A 14,015-nucleotide genomic window follows, 5' to 3' on the forward strand; every position below is an offset into this window, starting at 1 on the left:
AGGTACACAGTGGACTTCACGCCGACCGACGCGCAACGCGACCTCGCCAAGCTGACCCGCGAGATCCTCGCCGACTGCACCGCTGACCCGTGGCTCGACCTCGCGCGGGCCGGCGTGCTCGCCGCGGCGCTCCCGTTGAGGGCCGGCGGCGACGGATACGGGGTCCTCGAACGCGCCTCGGTCCTCGTCGAGCTGGGCCGCGCCGCCGCCGCGCTGCCATACCTGCCCTCGATAGCGACGGCGGCGGGCGCGATCGCGCGGTTCGGCACCGACGAACAGGTGGAGCGGTGGGCCGTGCCCGCGGGTCGGGGTTCGCGCACACTGACGGCGGCGTTGGAGGCCGCCGACCCGTTCCGGGCCTCTCGGGAGGGCGGGCGCTGGGTCGTGAGCGGCGCCGCGACGGCGGTGCCGGCCGCGCCGACGGCCGGCTTGTTCCTGGTACCGGCCGGAGCCGCCGTCTTCCTCGTCGAGCCCGGCGACCCCGGCGTCACGGTGGAGCCCCAGGAGGTGCTCGGCGGCCCCGGCGCCGGCTGGCTCACCCTCGACGCGGTTTCGCTCGCGGATGACCGTCTCCTCGGGCCGCCACCGGAGTCCACGTCGCCGGTCGGGGCGACCGCTGCCGACCCGACCGGCGTCGCGGCGGCCGACGTGGGTCCCGCCGGCGGCGCGGTCGGGGCGTGGTCGCGGGCGCACGCCACGGTCGGCGCCTGCGCGGCGCAGCTCGGTGTGACCGAGCGAGCCCTGGAGATGACGGCGGAGTACGCGGGCACGCGCGTCCAGTTCGGACGGCCGATTGGCAGCTTCCAGGCGGTCGCGCAGCGGCTCGCCGACGCCTACATCGACGTGGAGGCGATCCGGCTGACGATGTGGCAGGCGGCGTGGCGGCTCAGCGAGGACCTGCCGTGCGAGGCCGAGATCGCCACCGCCAAGTTCTGGGCGGCGGACGGCGGGCATCGCGTGGCACACGCGGCGGTGCACGTGCACGGCGGCGTCGGCCTCGACCTCGACGCGCCCCTGCACCGCTACTTCCTCGCGGCGAAGTACCACGAGTTCACCCTCGGCGGCGCGACCGACCACCTCCGCGCCCTGGGCGCCACCCTCACGACGTAGCGCCACCACCGGCGCCGCCCACCCCGGGCGCGCCGCCCACGCGCGACGCGCCCGGCGCACCCACGCGCGACGCCACCCACGCGCGACGGCGCCCGCGCCCGGCGTCACCCACGCGCGGGCGCCGCCCGGCAGCGGCGTCCGCGATCAAGGGCGTTCTCATCGATCAAGGGCAAACGCACGCGGATCGGAGATCAAAGCACGTGCGTTTGCCCTTGATCGGCGGGGAGAGGCGCCCGCGGGGCGGGCGCGGGGAGCGCGGGGCGGGCGCGGGGAGCGCGGGGCGGGGGCGGCGGGCGAAGCGGGGGCGATGTGAAGTGTGAGGGTTATAGGGCGGCTAGGCGTTTTAGGGTGTCGGTGGCCTCGGTCACCAACGTCGACATCACCTGGGCTACCGGGCGGACCTCGTTCATGCGGCCGACGATCTGGCCTACCGGCATCGGGACGACCGTTGGATCGCCGGCGCGCATCAGGCGGTTGTGCGCGTCGCTCACCAGCAGGTTCTGCAAGGGCATCGGCAGCGGCGCGGGCGCGTCGGGCTCGCTCCACGCCTCGGTCCAGCGGTTGCGCAGCAGGCGGGCCGGCTTGCCGGAGTACACCCGGCTGCGCACCGTGTCGGCGGACGTCGCGTCGAGCAGTGCCTGCCGCAGCGCCGGCTGAGCCTGGTACTCCTCCGTGCCCAGCCAGCACGATCCCATCCACACCCCGGTCGCGCCGAGCGCCAGCGCCGCCGCGATCTGCCGGCCGGAGCCGATGCCGCCGGCGGCGAGGACCGGCACGCCCTCGCCGACGGCGTCGACCACCTCGGGCACCAGCACCATGCTGGCGATCTCGCCGGTGTGCCCGCCGGCTTCGTACCCCTGCGCCACCACGATGTCGACGCCGCTCGCCACGTGGCTGCGGGCGTGCGTGGCCCGCCCGGCGAGGGCGGCGACGAGCAGGCCGCGCTCGTGCGCCGACGCGATGACGTCGGGCGGTGGCGGGCCGAGGGCGTTGGCGATGAGGCGTACCGGGTGGGCCAGCGCCACCTCGACGTGTGACCGGGCGACGGAGTGCAGCCAGCCGAGCACGCCGTCGCCCGTGGACTCGCCGTCGGCCAGCGGCGGCACGCCGAGCTTCAGCAGCGTGCGCTGGACGAAGTCGCGGTGCCCTTCGGGGATCAGCTTGTCCAGGTCGACCTGCTTGCCCTCGGCCGGCCCGTGCGTGGGCATGACGACGTCGACGCCGTACGGCCGGCCGTCGGTCTCGGTGTCCAGCCAGGACAGTACGGCGTCGAGCTTGTCGGCGTCGTTGAAGCGCACGCAGCCGAGCACGCCGAACCCGCCGGCCCGGCTGATCGCGGCCACGACGTGCTCGGACGGGCTGAAGCCGGCGATCGGGTGCTCGATGCCGAGCAGGTCACACAGGGCGGTGTGCAAGGTGGAGCCTCCCGGGTCAGTGTTCCGCGGCGTACTTGTGTGCCCAGCGGTAGTCGGCCTTGCCGGCGGGCGTGCGGCCGATCTGGTCGACCACCCACACCGACCGCGGCACCTTGTAGCCGGCGACGAGCGTCCGCAGGTGGGCCTCCAGGGCGGTCAGGTCGACGTCACGGCCCTCGCGCGGCTGCACGATCGCGGCCACCTTCTGGCCGAGCCGCTCGTCGGGTACACCGATGACGAGCGCGTCGAACACGTCCGGGTGCGCCTTGAGGGCCCCCTCGACCTCCTCGGGGAAGACCTTCTCCCCGCCGGTGTTGACGCACGTGTTGCCGCGGCCGAGCAGTGTGATGGTGCCGTCCTCCTCAAGGCGCGCGAAGTCGCCGGGCATCGAGTACCGCACGCCGTCGACCTCGGTCAGCAGGCGCGCGGTCTTGTCCGGGTCCTTGTAGTACCCGAGCGGCACGTGTCCGCCGCGCGCGAGCCGGCCGACGACGCCCGGCGCGGCCTTCTTGCCGTACTCGTCGATGACGATCGTCATCGGGCCGGGGAACACGCGTGGCCCGTCGGAGCCTCCGGCGTCGGCGTTGACGAACCCGATGCCCGCGAACCCGGTCTCCGACGACCCGATCGAGTCGGTGATGACGACGTTCGGCAGCGCCTCGATGTACTGCCGCTTCACCGATGGCGAGAAGAGCGAGGCGCTGCTGGAGATGGCGACCAGCGACGAGGCGTCGTAGCTGCCGGCGAGGTATGCCTCGATGATCGGGCGGGCCATCGCGTCGCCGATGAGCACGACGACGTTCACCTTGTGGCGCTCGATGACCCGCCAGATCTCGTCGGCGTCGAACTGCGGCACCAGCACGACGGTGTCGCCGGCGAACAGTGCGGCGAGCGCGGCCCACTGGGCGTTGCCGTGGATGAGAGGCGCCAGGCACAGCCGGCTCATGCCGCCCATCTCCAGGCCGCGCTTGGACTGCGCCCACTCGTCCTCCACCGGGATGCCGGAGACGAAGTCGATGCCGCCGCCGAGCACGCGCCAGACGTCCTCGTGGCGCCAGATCACGCCCTTCGGGTACCCGGTGGTGCCGCCGGTGTAGAGCATGTAGATGTCGTCGCCGGCGCGCTCGCCGAAGTCGCGCGCCGGCGAGCCGGCGGCGAGAGCGTCCTCAAAGGACACCCCGCTGAAGGCAGAAAGATCGGCGTCGCTCTCGTCGGGGAGCGCGATGGCCGTCGTGACGCCGGGGGTACTGGGCAGCACGGCCGCCACCTTGTCCGCGTACCGGCGGTCGTGCACCAGCGCGACGACGTCCGCGTCCGTGAAGAGATACTGCAACTCGTTCTCGACGTACCGGTAGTTGACGTTGATGACGACCGCGCGCAGCTTGTACACCGCGATCATGGTCTCCACCGCCTCGATCGAGTTGCGCGCGTAGACGCCCACATGCACACCCGGACCGACACCGCGATCACTGAGAAAATGGGCCAAGCGGTTGGCGTGGTCCTCCAGCTCGGCGTAGGTCACCGCACGCTCGCCGCAGGCCACCGCGACGCGATCGGGAAACGCGTCGACGGCATGCTCGAAGAGGTCGGCTATGTTGGCCACCATCACTAGAAAGTAGAACGTGTTATCGTCCTGGGCAAGGCCCTCGGCACACTCAAGGAGACCCGCGTGGAATCCGACCCCCATGCCCTCGTCGAGCGGCGCGGCCACGTCCTGATCGTGACGATGAACCGCCCGCACGCGCGCAACGCGCTCTCCGCCCAGATGATGGCCATCATGCGCGAGGCTTGGGACACGGTCGACAGCGATCCGGAGATCCGGGTAGCTGTGCTGACCGGGGCCGGCGGGGCGTTCTGCGCGGGCGCCGACCTCAAGGCGATGTCCGGCGAGCATCCGGGCGACGGGTTCAAGCGGGGCAACGGCACCGACCTCACGCGCATCGACTCGCTGCTCAAGGGGCGGCGGCTGAGCAAGCCGCTGATCGCCGCCGTCGAAGGGCCGGCCATCGCGGGCGGCACCGAGATCCTCCAGGCGACCGACGTGCGGGTGGCCGGCGAGAGCGCCCGGTTCGGGGTGTCGGAGGCGCGGTGGGGGCTCTTCCCGCTCGGCGGGTCGGCGGTGCGGCTGCCGCGCCAGATTCCGTACACGGTGGCCGCCGACATCCTGCTGACCGGCCGGCACCTGACGGCCGCCGAGGCGCGCGAGGTCGGGCTGATCGGCCATGTCGTGCCGGACGGGCAGGCACTGGCGAAGGCGCTCGAACTGGCCGGGCTGATCGCCGCGAACGGCCCCCTGGCCGTCCAGGCGATCCTGCGTACCATGCGGGAGACCGAGGGCATGCCGGAAAACGAGGCGTTCACCGTCGAGACCCGGCTGGGCGTCGAGGTCTTCATGAGCCAGGACGCCAAGGAGGGCCCGCGCGCGTTCGCCGAAAAGCGCAAGCCGTCCTTCCGCGGGGCCTAGATCGCCTTCTCGCGGCCCGCCCAGTACGGGTCGCGAAGGTGTCGCTTGTAGAGCTTGCCGTTCGGGTCGCGGGGCAGCTCGTCTACGTAGTCGACGCTGCGCGGCAGCTTGAACCGCGCCAGCCGCCCGGCGAGAAACTCCAGCAGCTCCGCCGTCAGCTCCGGGCCGGGCGCCACGCCGGGCACCGGCTGCACGACGGCCTTGACCTCCTCGCCCCACTCGTCGTGCGGGATGCCGAAGACCGCCACGTCGTCCACTTTGGGGTGACAGGCGAGCTCGGACTCGATCTCGGCCGGATAGATGTTCACACCACCGGAGATGATCATGTCGCTGCGGCGGTCGCACAGGAACAGGTAGCCGTCGGCGTCCAGGTACCCGATGTCGCCGACCGTGAAGAGCTTGCCCATCCGCGAGGCCCGGGTCTTCTCCGCGTCGCCGTGGTACTCGAACGTGGCGTCGCCCATCTGGAGGTACACCTGGCCGGGCTCCCCCACCGGCAGGTCGTCGCCGCGCTCGTCGAGAATGCGCACAGTGGACCCCGGCCACGCCTTGCCCACCGAGCCCGGCCGAGCCAGCCACTCCTGCGCCGTGATGAGCGCGCCGCCGCCCTCGGAGGCCGCGTAGTACTCCACCACGACCGGCCCCCACCACTCCAGCATCCGCCGCTTGACCTCCTGCGGGCACGGCGCGGCGCCATGGATCATCACCCGCAGCGACGACATGTCGTACGCCTTGCGCACCGGCTCGGGCAGCGCCAGCAGCCGCCGGAACTGGGTGGGCACCATGTGGCTGTGCGTGACCCGGTGCCGCTCGATGAGGCGGAGCATCTCTTCCGGATCCCAGCGGTCCATGACGACGACCGCGTGTCCGAACTGGATCGAGATGCCGGCGAAGTTGAGCACAGCCGTGTGGTAGAGCGGTGAGCCGCACAGGTGCACGTGGTCGTCGAACGGTCGCAGCCCGAACAGCCCGAAGAACCACACCGCGACAGGCATTACCTCGTCCGGATCGGTTCCGGTGAGCGGCCTTCGCACGCCCTTCGGCCGGCCGGAGGTACCCGACGTGTAGACCATAGGCCCGCCGGACGTGCGCTCCGCAGGACGACCGTCGCCGCCCGCGCCGAGGTCCGCAAGCGGGCCGAAGCCCGCCACCTCTCCCACCGCGTAGCGCGCCGCGAGCGGGATGCCGGCCGCGTCCGCGGCCTCCACCGCCGCGCCCGCGAACCGCTCGTGCGCCACGAACGCCTTCGCCTCGCTGTCGCGCAGGATGTAGGCGAGCTCCGCCGCGACCAGGTGCCAGTTGAGCGGCACCACGTACAGCCCGGTCTGAAGGGTGGCGAAGTAGACGGCGAGCAGCTCGACGGAGTTGGGCAGCAGCATGGCGACGCTGTCTCCGGGGCGCAGGCCGGCGGCCTGGAGCCCGCGGCCGATCCGGTCGGCCTCGGCGGCCAACTCGGCGTAGGTGACGACGCGCCCGTCCGGCCCGACGGCGGCGGTGCGCGACGGCGAGTGCTTGGCGATGTTCCACAGCCCGATGCCGGTCACGCCAGCACTGTATAACGCGTTACAGGTGCGCGGAAGCGCCGTTGGCAACAGTATTGCCCCCGGATTTAGAACGTGTTTCACTAGCTCCGTGGAGAGCGTGCTGAGCGCGCCGATGCAGATCGGCTTCGACTACACCCGGTCGCTCGGGCCGGTGCTGAGCCGCTTCATGACTGCTCTCGCCGAGCGCCGCATCCTGGGCTGTCGCGGGTCCGACGGCCGGGTGCACGCGCCGCCGCTGGAGTACGACCCGGTGACCTACGCGCCGCTGACCGAACTGGTCGAGGTCGGCACGGCCGGCACCGTGGTCACCTGGACCTGGCTGGACCGGCCGCTCGACGGGCAGCCGCTCGACCGGCCGTTCGGATGGGCGCTGATCCGGCTCGACGGCGCCGACACCGCGATGCTGCACGCCGTCGACGCGGGCAGCAGGGACCAGATGCGCACCGGGATGCGGGTCCAGGTGCGCTGGGCACCGGAGCCGGTCGGCCACATCCGCGACATCGCCTGCTTCGAGCCAGTCGGAGGTGCGGCCCCTGCCCCGGCGCGGTCCGGCGTCGAATCCGTGACGAGCATGACGACGCCGATCCACCTGCGGTACCAGCACACCACCTCGACCGAGGAGAGCCGGTACCTGCGCGGGCTGGCCGAGGGCAAGGTGATCGGTCAGCGCTGCCCGGCCTGCGGCAAGGTGTACGTGCCGCCGAGGGGCGCCTGCCCGACGTGCGGCGTGCCCACGGTGGACGACGTCGAACTGCCCGACCGCGGCACGGTCACCACGTTCTGCGTCGTCAACGTGCCGTTCCCGGGCCAGCGCATCGCCCCGCCCTACGTGGTCGCGTACGTGCTGCTCGACGGCGCCGACATCCCGATGCAGCACCTCATCCTCGGCTGCCGCCCCGACGAGGTACGCATGGGCATGCGGGTGGCGGCGGTGTGGCGGCCGCGCGAGCAGTGGGGCACCACGCCGCAGAACATCGACCACTTCCAGCCGAGCGGCGAGCCTGACGCGCCGTTCGACTCGTACGCCCAACACTTGTGAGGGGCGCAAATGATTGACGTGGCCGTTGTCGGGTTCGCGCAGTCGCCGTGCCTGCCGTCCGCCGGTACGACCAGCGGGGTCGAGACGCTCGTGCCGGTGTTTCAGGAGGTGCTCGGCGCGACCGGGCTGTCCAAGCAGGACATCGACTTCTGGTGCTCGGGCTCCTCCGACTACCTGGCCGGCCGGGCGTTCTCGTTCGTCAACGCGGTCGACGCGATCGGCGCGTACCCGCCGGTCGCCGAGTCGCATGTGGAGATGGACGCGGCGTGGGCGCTGTACGAGGCGTACGTCAAGCTCCTGACCGGGGAGGCGCGCACCGCGCTGGTGTACGGCTTTGGCAAGTCGTCGGCCGGCGAGCTGCGCCGGGTACTGGCACTCCAGCTGGACCCATACCTGCACGCGCCACTGTGGCCCGACTCGGTGAGCATCGCCGCGCTCCAGGCCCGCGCCGGGCTCGACGCCGGCCGGTACACGGAGAGGGACCTGGCGGTGGTCGCGGCCCGCAGCCGCACCGCGGCGCTGGGCAACCCAAAGGCGCAGGTGTCCGGAAGGGACAGCGCCGACGACCTGCTCGCCGCGCCCTATGTCGCCGATCCGCTACGGGCGCACGACTGCGCGCCGGTCGGCGACGGCGCCGCCGCGGTCGTGTTGGCCGCGGGTGACGAGGCGCGGCGGCTCTGCGCTCGACCGGCCTGGATCACCGGCTTCGCGCACAATGTGGACTCCCCCGCGCTCGGCGTGCGCGACCTCACGGCCGTGCCGTCGGCCACCGCGGCCGCCACCGCGGCCGGGCTGCGCGGCGACGACGTGGACGCCGTCGAGCTGCACGCGCCGTTCAGCCACCAGGAGATCCTGCTGTCGGCCGCGCTGGGGATCGACGACCGGGTACGCGTCAACCAGTCCGGCGGCGTCCTCTGTGGAAACCCGATGTTCTCCGCCGGGCTGTCCCGGATCGGCCTCGCGGCCCAGTACGTGATGTCGGGGCGGGCGGACCGGGTGGCCGGGCACGCCACCAGCGGCCCGGCGCTGCAGCAGAACCTCGTGTGCGTGATGGAGGGTGCGTGAACAGGGCGGCCGTGCTAGGCACCGGGCAGACCGAGCATCGCACCCGGCGCACCGACGTGTCGATGGCCGGCCTGTGCCGGGAGGCCATCGACCGGGCGCTCGCCGACGCGGGCACCGACTGGTCCGACGTGGACGCTGTTGTCCTCGGCAAGGCACCGGATCTGTTCGAGGGCGTGATGATGCCCGAGCTGTTCCTCGCCGATGCCCTCGGCGCCACCGGCCGGCCGCTGCTGCGCGTGCACACCGCCGGATCGGTGGGCGGATCGACCGCCATCGTGGCCAGCCAGCTGGTCCAGGCCGGCGTGCACCGCCGGGTGCTGGCGGTCGCGTTCGAGAAGCAGTCCGAATCGAACGCCATGTGGGCGCTGTCGATCCAGCCGCCGTTCACGATGCCGGTCGGCGCCGGCGCGGGCGGCTACTTCGCTCCGCACATCCGCTCCTACATCCGGCGCTCCGGCGCGCCACCCCACGTCGGCGCGATGGTGGCGGTCAAGGACCGGCGCAACGGCGCGCTCAATCCCTACGCGCACCTGCGCCAGCCCGGCATCACGCTGGAGTCGGTCAACGCCTCGCCGATGCTGTGGGATCCCATCCGGTACGACGAGACGTGCCCGTCGTCCGACGGCGCGTGCGCGATCGTCATCGGCGACGAGGCGGCCGCCGAGGCCAGCGACCGCCAGGTCGCCTGGATCCGCGCGACCGCGATGCGCACCGAGCCGACGTACTTCGCCGGCAAGGACCACGTCAATCCGCGCGCCGGATACGAGGCCGCTCGGGCACTGTGGCGCGCGGCCGGCATCACCGACCCGCTGGAGCAGGTGGACGCCGCCGAGATCTACGTGCCGTTTTCGTGGTTCGAGCCGATGTGGTTGGAAAACCTCGGCTTCACCGCGCCCGGCGAGGGCTGGAAGCTCACCGAGGCCGGCGAGACCGGCCTCGACGGGGCGCTGCCGGTGAATCCGTCCGGCGGCGTCATGTGCTCCAACCCGATCGGCGCGTCCGGGCTGCTGCGGTTCGCGGAGGCCGCGATGCAGGTGATGGGACGCGCCGGCGAACATCAGGTGGAGGGCGCCCGCACCGCACTCGGGCACGCGTACGGCGGGGGTTCCCAGTTCTTCGCCATGTGGGTGGTGGGCACCGCCCCGGTCTGAAAGGGGTCCACTATGGAAGTGACTCGGCCTGCGGAAGTCAGTAGGCGGAGCCTGCTACGCGTCACCGCTGTGGGAGCGGGAGCGGCAGTCGCCAGCGGGGTACTGGGTCGGGAACAGGCGCTCGCCTCGTACGGCGTGGTGCCCAGCCTGGCGGGCAAGACGGCGATCGTCATCGGCAGCGGGTTCGGCGGTGCGGTGGCGGCGTACCGGCTCGGTCAGGCCGGTCTCGTCACGACCGTCCTGGAGCGCGGCCGGCGGTGGGACGTCGACGGCTCCGGCAACACGTTCTGCACCGTGACCAACCCGGACTGGCGGTGCGCGTGGTTCAGCGACCGGCCACCGCTCGGCCTCGACACCACCAAGCGCGTCGAACGCCGCGCCGGGCTCATCGCCACCCACGCCGGCGACGGCATCAAGGTGCTCAGCGGCTCCGGTGTGGGCGGTGGGTCGCTCGTCATCGGCGCGTTCCTGCCGCAGCCCCGCCGCGCCGACTGGCTCAAGGTGTACCCGCTGAGCGTCGACTACTCCGAGATGGACAGCGTGTACTGGCCGCGCGCCCGGCAGAACCTGCGCGCCGCCACCATCCCGACGGACGTGCAGAACGCGTCGTCGTTCGCCGCCGCACGGGCCTGGCTGGGGTACATCGCGGAGTTCGGGCAGAACCCGGTGCAGATACCGTTCGCGGTCGACTGGGACGTGATCCGAGCCGAGCTGGCCGGGCGGGCCCCCGCCTGCCACACGATCGGCGAAGGGCCGTTCGGCAGCAACTCCGGCGCCAAGAACAGCGTCGACCGCAATTACCTGCGGTGGGCGACCGCCACCGGCAACGTCAGCGTGCTACCGCTACACGAGGTGACCGAGGTGCGCGAGGTGTCCGGGCAGGACAGGTTCGAGGTGGCGTGCAAGCAGATCGACGAGTACGGCACCGTGCTGGCCACCAAGACCCTCGCCTGCGACTATCTCTTCCTGGCCGCCGGCTCAGTAGGCACCACCTCGTTGCTGGTGGCCTCACGACAACGGGGCAAGCTGCCGCGCCTGACCAACGCGCGGGTCGGCAAGGGCTGGGGCAACAACGGCGACTTCCTCGTCGCGCGCCTCAACCTGCGCAAGAACGTCGGGTCCGCGCAGGGCGGTCCGGGCAACGTCAAGTTCATCGACGACGCCAACCCGTACGCGACCGCCTCGATGGCGTGGGAGAGCGCGCCCGTCCCGGCGTGGCTCGGGCAGACTACCGCGCACCTCGTGACGAGCATCGCGTCCGAGCGCGGCGAGATCCGGTACGACGCGGCGACCGGGGCGGGCAAGGTGTACTGGCCGTACGGGGTGATGGAGACGTCATCGGAGAAGGCCGGGCGCGACCTGGTGACGCGGCTGTGGTGGCGCACGGAGGGCCGGTACGGGTATCTGTTCAACGGCCTGCCCGACTACGACCGCGGCACGGGCATGGGGCTGGGATCGGCGAACACCTGGCATCCGCTGGGTGGCATGGTCATGGGCCAGGCCACCGACTTCGCCGGCAAGGTCGCCGGGTACTCGAACCTGTTCTGCGTGGACGGCTCGGTCCTGCCCGGCTCGGCGGCCCTGGCCAATCCCGCCCTGACCATCACCGCGAACGCCGAACGCTGCCTCGACGAGTTCGTAGCGTCCCACGCGTGACTCCGCGCGGCCGCGGGCGGGGCGCGGCCGCGCGGAACGCGCGTTACGCGTACTGGACGCGCAGCTCCTTGATGCCGTTGAGCCAGCCCGAGCGCAAGCGTTGGGCGCCTTCGAGCCGGCGGATGTCGGGCATCTGGTCGGCGATCGCGTTGAAGATCAGCTCGATCTCCAGGCGGGCGAGGTTGGCGCCCAGGCAGTAGTGCGCGCCGCTGCCGCCGAACCCCAGGTGCGGGTTGGGGCTGCGGTTGACGTCGAACCGATGCGGCTCCTCGAACACCTCGTCGTCGAAGTTCGCCGAGCCGTAGAAGATCGCCACCCGTTGCCCGGCCTTGATGTCCTGCCCGCCGAGCTGGGTGTCCCTGGTCGCGGTGCGCTGGAAGACGTTCACCGGCGTGCCCCACCGGATGATTTCGTCGACCGCCGTCCTGGGGCGGGTCGCCTTGTACAGCTCCCACTGGTCGGGGTGGTCGAGGAACGCGTTCATCCCGTGCGAGATCGCGTTGCGGGTGGTCTCGTTGCCGGCGACGGCCAGCATCAGCACGAAGAACCCGAACTCGTCCGACGACAGCTGCCCGCCATCGATCTCAGCATTGACGAGCTTGGTGACGATGTCGTCGCGCGGCTCCTGCTGGCGCTGTTCGGCGAGCTTCATCGCGTACGCGAGCAGCTCGGTCGCCGCCACCAGCGGGTCGGTGCCGCTGTACTCCGGGTCGTCGTACCCGATCATGTCGTTGGACCAGTCGAAGATCTGCCGCCGGTCCTCCTGCGGAATGCCGAGCAGCTCGGCGATCGCCTGCAGCGGCAGCTCGCAGGCGATGTCGGTGACGAAGTCGCCGCTGCCTCGCGCGGTGGCCTCGCGCACGATCCGCTCGGAGCGGTCGGCGAGCGCGGCGCGCAGCGCGTTGATGGCGCGCGGGGTGAAGCCGCGCGAGACGATCGCGCGCAGCTGGGTGTGGTGCGGCGGGTCGATGTTGAGCATGACGAACCGCTGCATCTCGATCTGGTCGCGGGTGGTGCCTTCGCGGAAGCGCACGATGGCGGTGTTCTCCCAGGAGGAGTACGTCTCGCTGTCGCGCGACACCTCCATGACGTCGGCGTGCCGGGTCACCACCCAGTAGCCGTCGTCGTCGAAGCCCGCGCTGCCGTGGCGTTGACTGTTCCACCAGACAGGGGCGGTGCGCCGCAGCTCGGCGAACTCCTCGTGCGGTATCCGTTGGTGCAGCACGTCGGGGTCGGTGAAGTCGAATCCTGGGGGAATGCGCGGGTCGCCCACGGCTGCTCCTACAGAAGGAGGTCGCTACAGAAACAGGTTCTAGTCTCATTCAAGCACAGGAAGTCTCGCGCTTGAAGCGGCTGCATGCTAAATATAAGAACGCGTTCTAGCATGAGGAGGCGTCGGGTGGGCACACCGGTGATCGTCGAGGCGGCGCGGACGCCGATCGGCAAGCGCGCCGGGTGGCTGTCCGGCCTGCACGCGGCCGAGTTGCTCGGCGCCGCACAGCGCGGCCTGCTGGAGCGCGCCGGCGTCGACCCGGCCGTCGTCGAGCAGGTCATGGGCGGCTGCGTCACGCAGGGCGGCGAGCAGTCCAACAACATCACGCGCACCGCGTGGCTGCACGCCGGCCTGCCATACCAGGCCGGTTGCCTGACGCTCGACGCGCAGTGCGGCTCCGCGCAGCAGGCCGCCCACCTGGTCGCGGGGTTGATCTCCGCCGGCGCGATCGAGGTCGGCGTCGCGTGCGGCGTCGAGTCCATGAGCCGGGTACCGCTACGCGCGAACCTGGGTGTCGATGCCGGCATGCCACGCCCCGCGTCGTGGGATGTCGACCTGCCCAACCAGTACGTGGCCGCCGAGCGGATCGCCGCGCGGCGCGGGCTGTCGCGTGAGGACGTCGACGCCTTCGGGGCACGCTCGCAGGTGAACGCCGCCCGCGCCTGGGCGGCCGGGCACTTCGACCGCGAGGTGCTGGCCGTGCCGGCGCCGGTGCTCGACGCCGACGGCCAGCCGACCGGGGAGACCCGCACTGTCACCCGCGACCAAGGGCTGCGCGAGACCACTGTGGAGGGACTGGCTCGGCTCAAGCCGGTCGTCGACGGCGGCCTGCACACGGCCGGTACCTCGTCGCAGATCTCGGACGGCGCCGCCGCCGTGCTGATCGCCGACGCCGATCGCGCGCGGGCACTTGGCCTGCGGCCGCGGGCCCGGATCGTCGCGCAGTGCCTGGTCGGCGCGGAGCCCTACTACCACCTCGACGGGCCGGTGGCCGCGACCGAACGGGTGCTGGCGCGCGCGGGCATGAAGATCGACGACGTCGACCTGTTCGAGGTGAACGAGGCGTTCGCCGCCGTGGTGCTCTCGTGGCTGGGCGCGCACCGCCCGGACCCCGACCGGGTCAACGTGAACGGCGGCGCCATCGCGCTCGGCCACCCGGTGGGCAGCACCGGCGCGCGGCTCATCACGACGGCACTGCACGAACTGGAGCGCACCGACCGGAGCACCGCGCTGGTCACCATGTGCGCCGGCGGCGCGATGTCGACGGCGACCATCATCGAGCGGTTGTGAGGAGTACG

General features: G+C 71.8%; 11 protein-coding genes. 7 read left to right on the forward strand and 4 right to left on the reverse strand.

Going from position 1 to position 14,015, the window contains the following annotated elements; all coding sequences use genetic code 11:
- Nucleotides 1-9 precede the first annotated feature (9 nt).
- Nucleotides 10-1,110 carry an acyl-CoA dehydrogenase family protein gene (locus V6V89_RS18245; RefSeq protein ID WP_334620347.1) on the forward strand — a complete coding sequence of 367 codons (1,101 nt, stop codon included), beginning with the start codon at nucleotides 10-12 and terminating at the stop codon, nucleotides 1,108-1,110.
- 323 nt (nucleotides 1,111-1,433) lie between these two features.
- Here the strand turns inward: V6V89_RS18245 and V6V89_RS18250 are convergent, their stop codons facing one another.
- Together V6V89_RS18250 and V6V89_RS18255 are read right to left on the reverse strand one after the other, a co-directional pair.
- Entirely contained in the window at nucleotides 1,434-2,525 is a 1,092-nt protein-coding gene (locus V6V89_RS18250; protein WP_334620348.1) for an NAD(P)H-dependent flavin oxidoreductase, read from the reverse strand.
- Between the two features lie 16 nt (nucleotides 2,526-2,541).
- Nucleotides 2,542-4,131, reverse strand: coding sequence for an acyl-CoA synthetase (locus tag V6V89_RS18255; protein WP_334620349.1), 1,590 nt, complete (start codon nucleotides 4,129-4,131; stop codon nucleotides 2,542-2,544).
- Nucleotides 4,132-4,194: 63 nt separating this feature from the next.
- Between V6V89_RS18255 and V6V89_RS18260 the strand changes: the two genes are divergently transcribed.
- Nucleotides 4,195-4,989 carry a crotonase/enoyl-CoA hydratase family protein gene (locus V6V89_RS18260; RefSeq protein WP_334620350.1) on the forward strand — a complete coding sequence of 265 codons (795 nt, stop codon included), beginning with the start codon at nucleotides 4,195-4,197 and terminating at the stop codon, nucleotides 4,987-4,989.
- On the opposite strand, the gene V6V89_RS18265 is transcribed toward V6V89_RS18260, so the two are convergent.
- Entirely contained in the window at nucleotides 4,986-6,533 is a 1,548-nt protein-coding gene (locus tag V6V89_RS18265; RefSeq protein ID WP_334620351.1) for an acyl-CoA synthetase, read from the reverse strand. The two genes, V6V89_RS18260 and V6V89_RS18265, sit on opposite strands and share 4 nt — an antisense overlap.
- A 112-nt stretch (nucleotides 6,534-6,645) precedes the next feature.
- On the opposite strand from V6V89_RS18265, the gene V6V89_RS18270 reads away from it, so the two are divergent.
- Genes V6V89_RS18270 through V6V89_RS18285 form a run of 4 tightly spaced genes read left to right on the forward strand, consistent with a single transcriptional unit; the run spans nucleotide 6,646 to nucleotide 11,444 of the window.
- On the forward strand, nucleotides 6,646-7,572 hold the full coding sequence (locus tag V6V89_RS18270) for a Zn-ribbon domain-containing OB-fold protein (protein WP_334620417.1): 927 nt from the start codon (nucleotides 6,646-6,648) through the stop codon (nucleotides 7,570-7,572).
- A 9-nt stretch (nucleotides 7,573-7,581) separates the two neighbouring features.
- Entirely contained in the window at nucleotides 7,582-8,637 is a 1,056-nt protein-coding gene (locus tag V6V89_RS18275; RefSeq protein ID WP_334620352.1) for a thiolase domain-containing protein, read from the forward strand.
- The gene (locus V6V89_RS18280) at nucleotides 8,634-9,788 is read left to right on the forward strand and encodes a thiolase domain-containing protein (RefSeq protein ID WP_334620354.1); all 1,155 of its coding nucleotides are present in this window, start codon (nucleotides 8,634-8,636) and stop codon (nucleotides 9,786-9,788) included. Before V6V89_RS18275 ends, V6V89_RS18280 begins: the two co-directional genes overlap by 4 nt.
- 12 nt (nucleotides 9,789-9,800) lie before the next feature.
- Nucleotides 9,801-11,444 (forward strand): GMC oxidoreductase, encoded by a 1,644-nt coding sequence (locus V6V89_RS18285; RefSeq protein WP_334620355.1) that lies wholly within the window; start codon nucleotides 9,801-9,803, stop codon nucleotides 11,442-11,444.
- 43 nt (nucleotides 11,445-11,487) lie between these two features.
- Here V6V89_RS18285 and V6V89_RS18290 read toward each other — a convergent pair whose 3' ends face one another.
- On the reverse strand, nucleotides 11,488-12,717 hold the full coding sequence (locus V6V89_RS18290; RefSeq protein ID WP_334620356.1) for a cytochrome P450: 1,230 nt from the start codon (nucleotides 12,715-12,717) through the stop codon (nucleotides 11,488-11,490).
- Between the two features lie 126 nt (nucleotides 12,718-12,843).
- On the opposite strand from V6V89_RS18290, the gene V6V89_RS18295 reads away from it, so the two are divergent.
- On the forward strand, nucleotides 12,844-14,007 hold the full coding sequence (locus V6V89_RS18295; protein ID WP_334620357.1) for a steroid 3-ketoacyl-CoA thiolase: 1,164 nt from the start codon (nucleotides 12,844-12,846) through the stop codon (nucleotides 14,005-14,007).
- Nucleotides 14,008-14,015: the final 8 nt, after the last annotated feature.

Source organism: Micromonospora sp. CPCC 206061 (assembly GCF_036906915.1).
GTDB lineage: Bacteria > Actinomycetota > Actinomycetes > Mycobacteriales > Micromonosporaceae > Phytohabitans.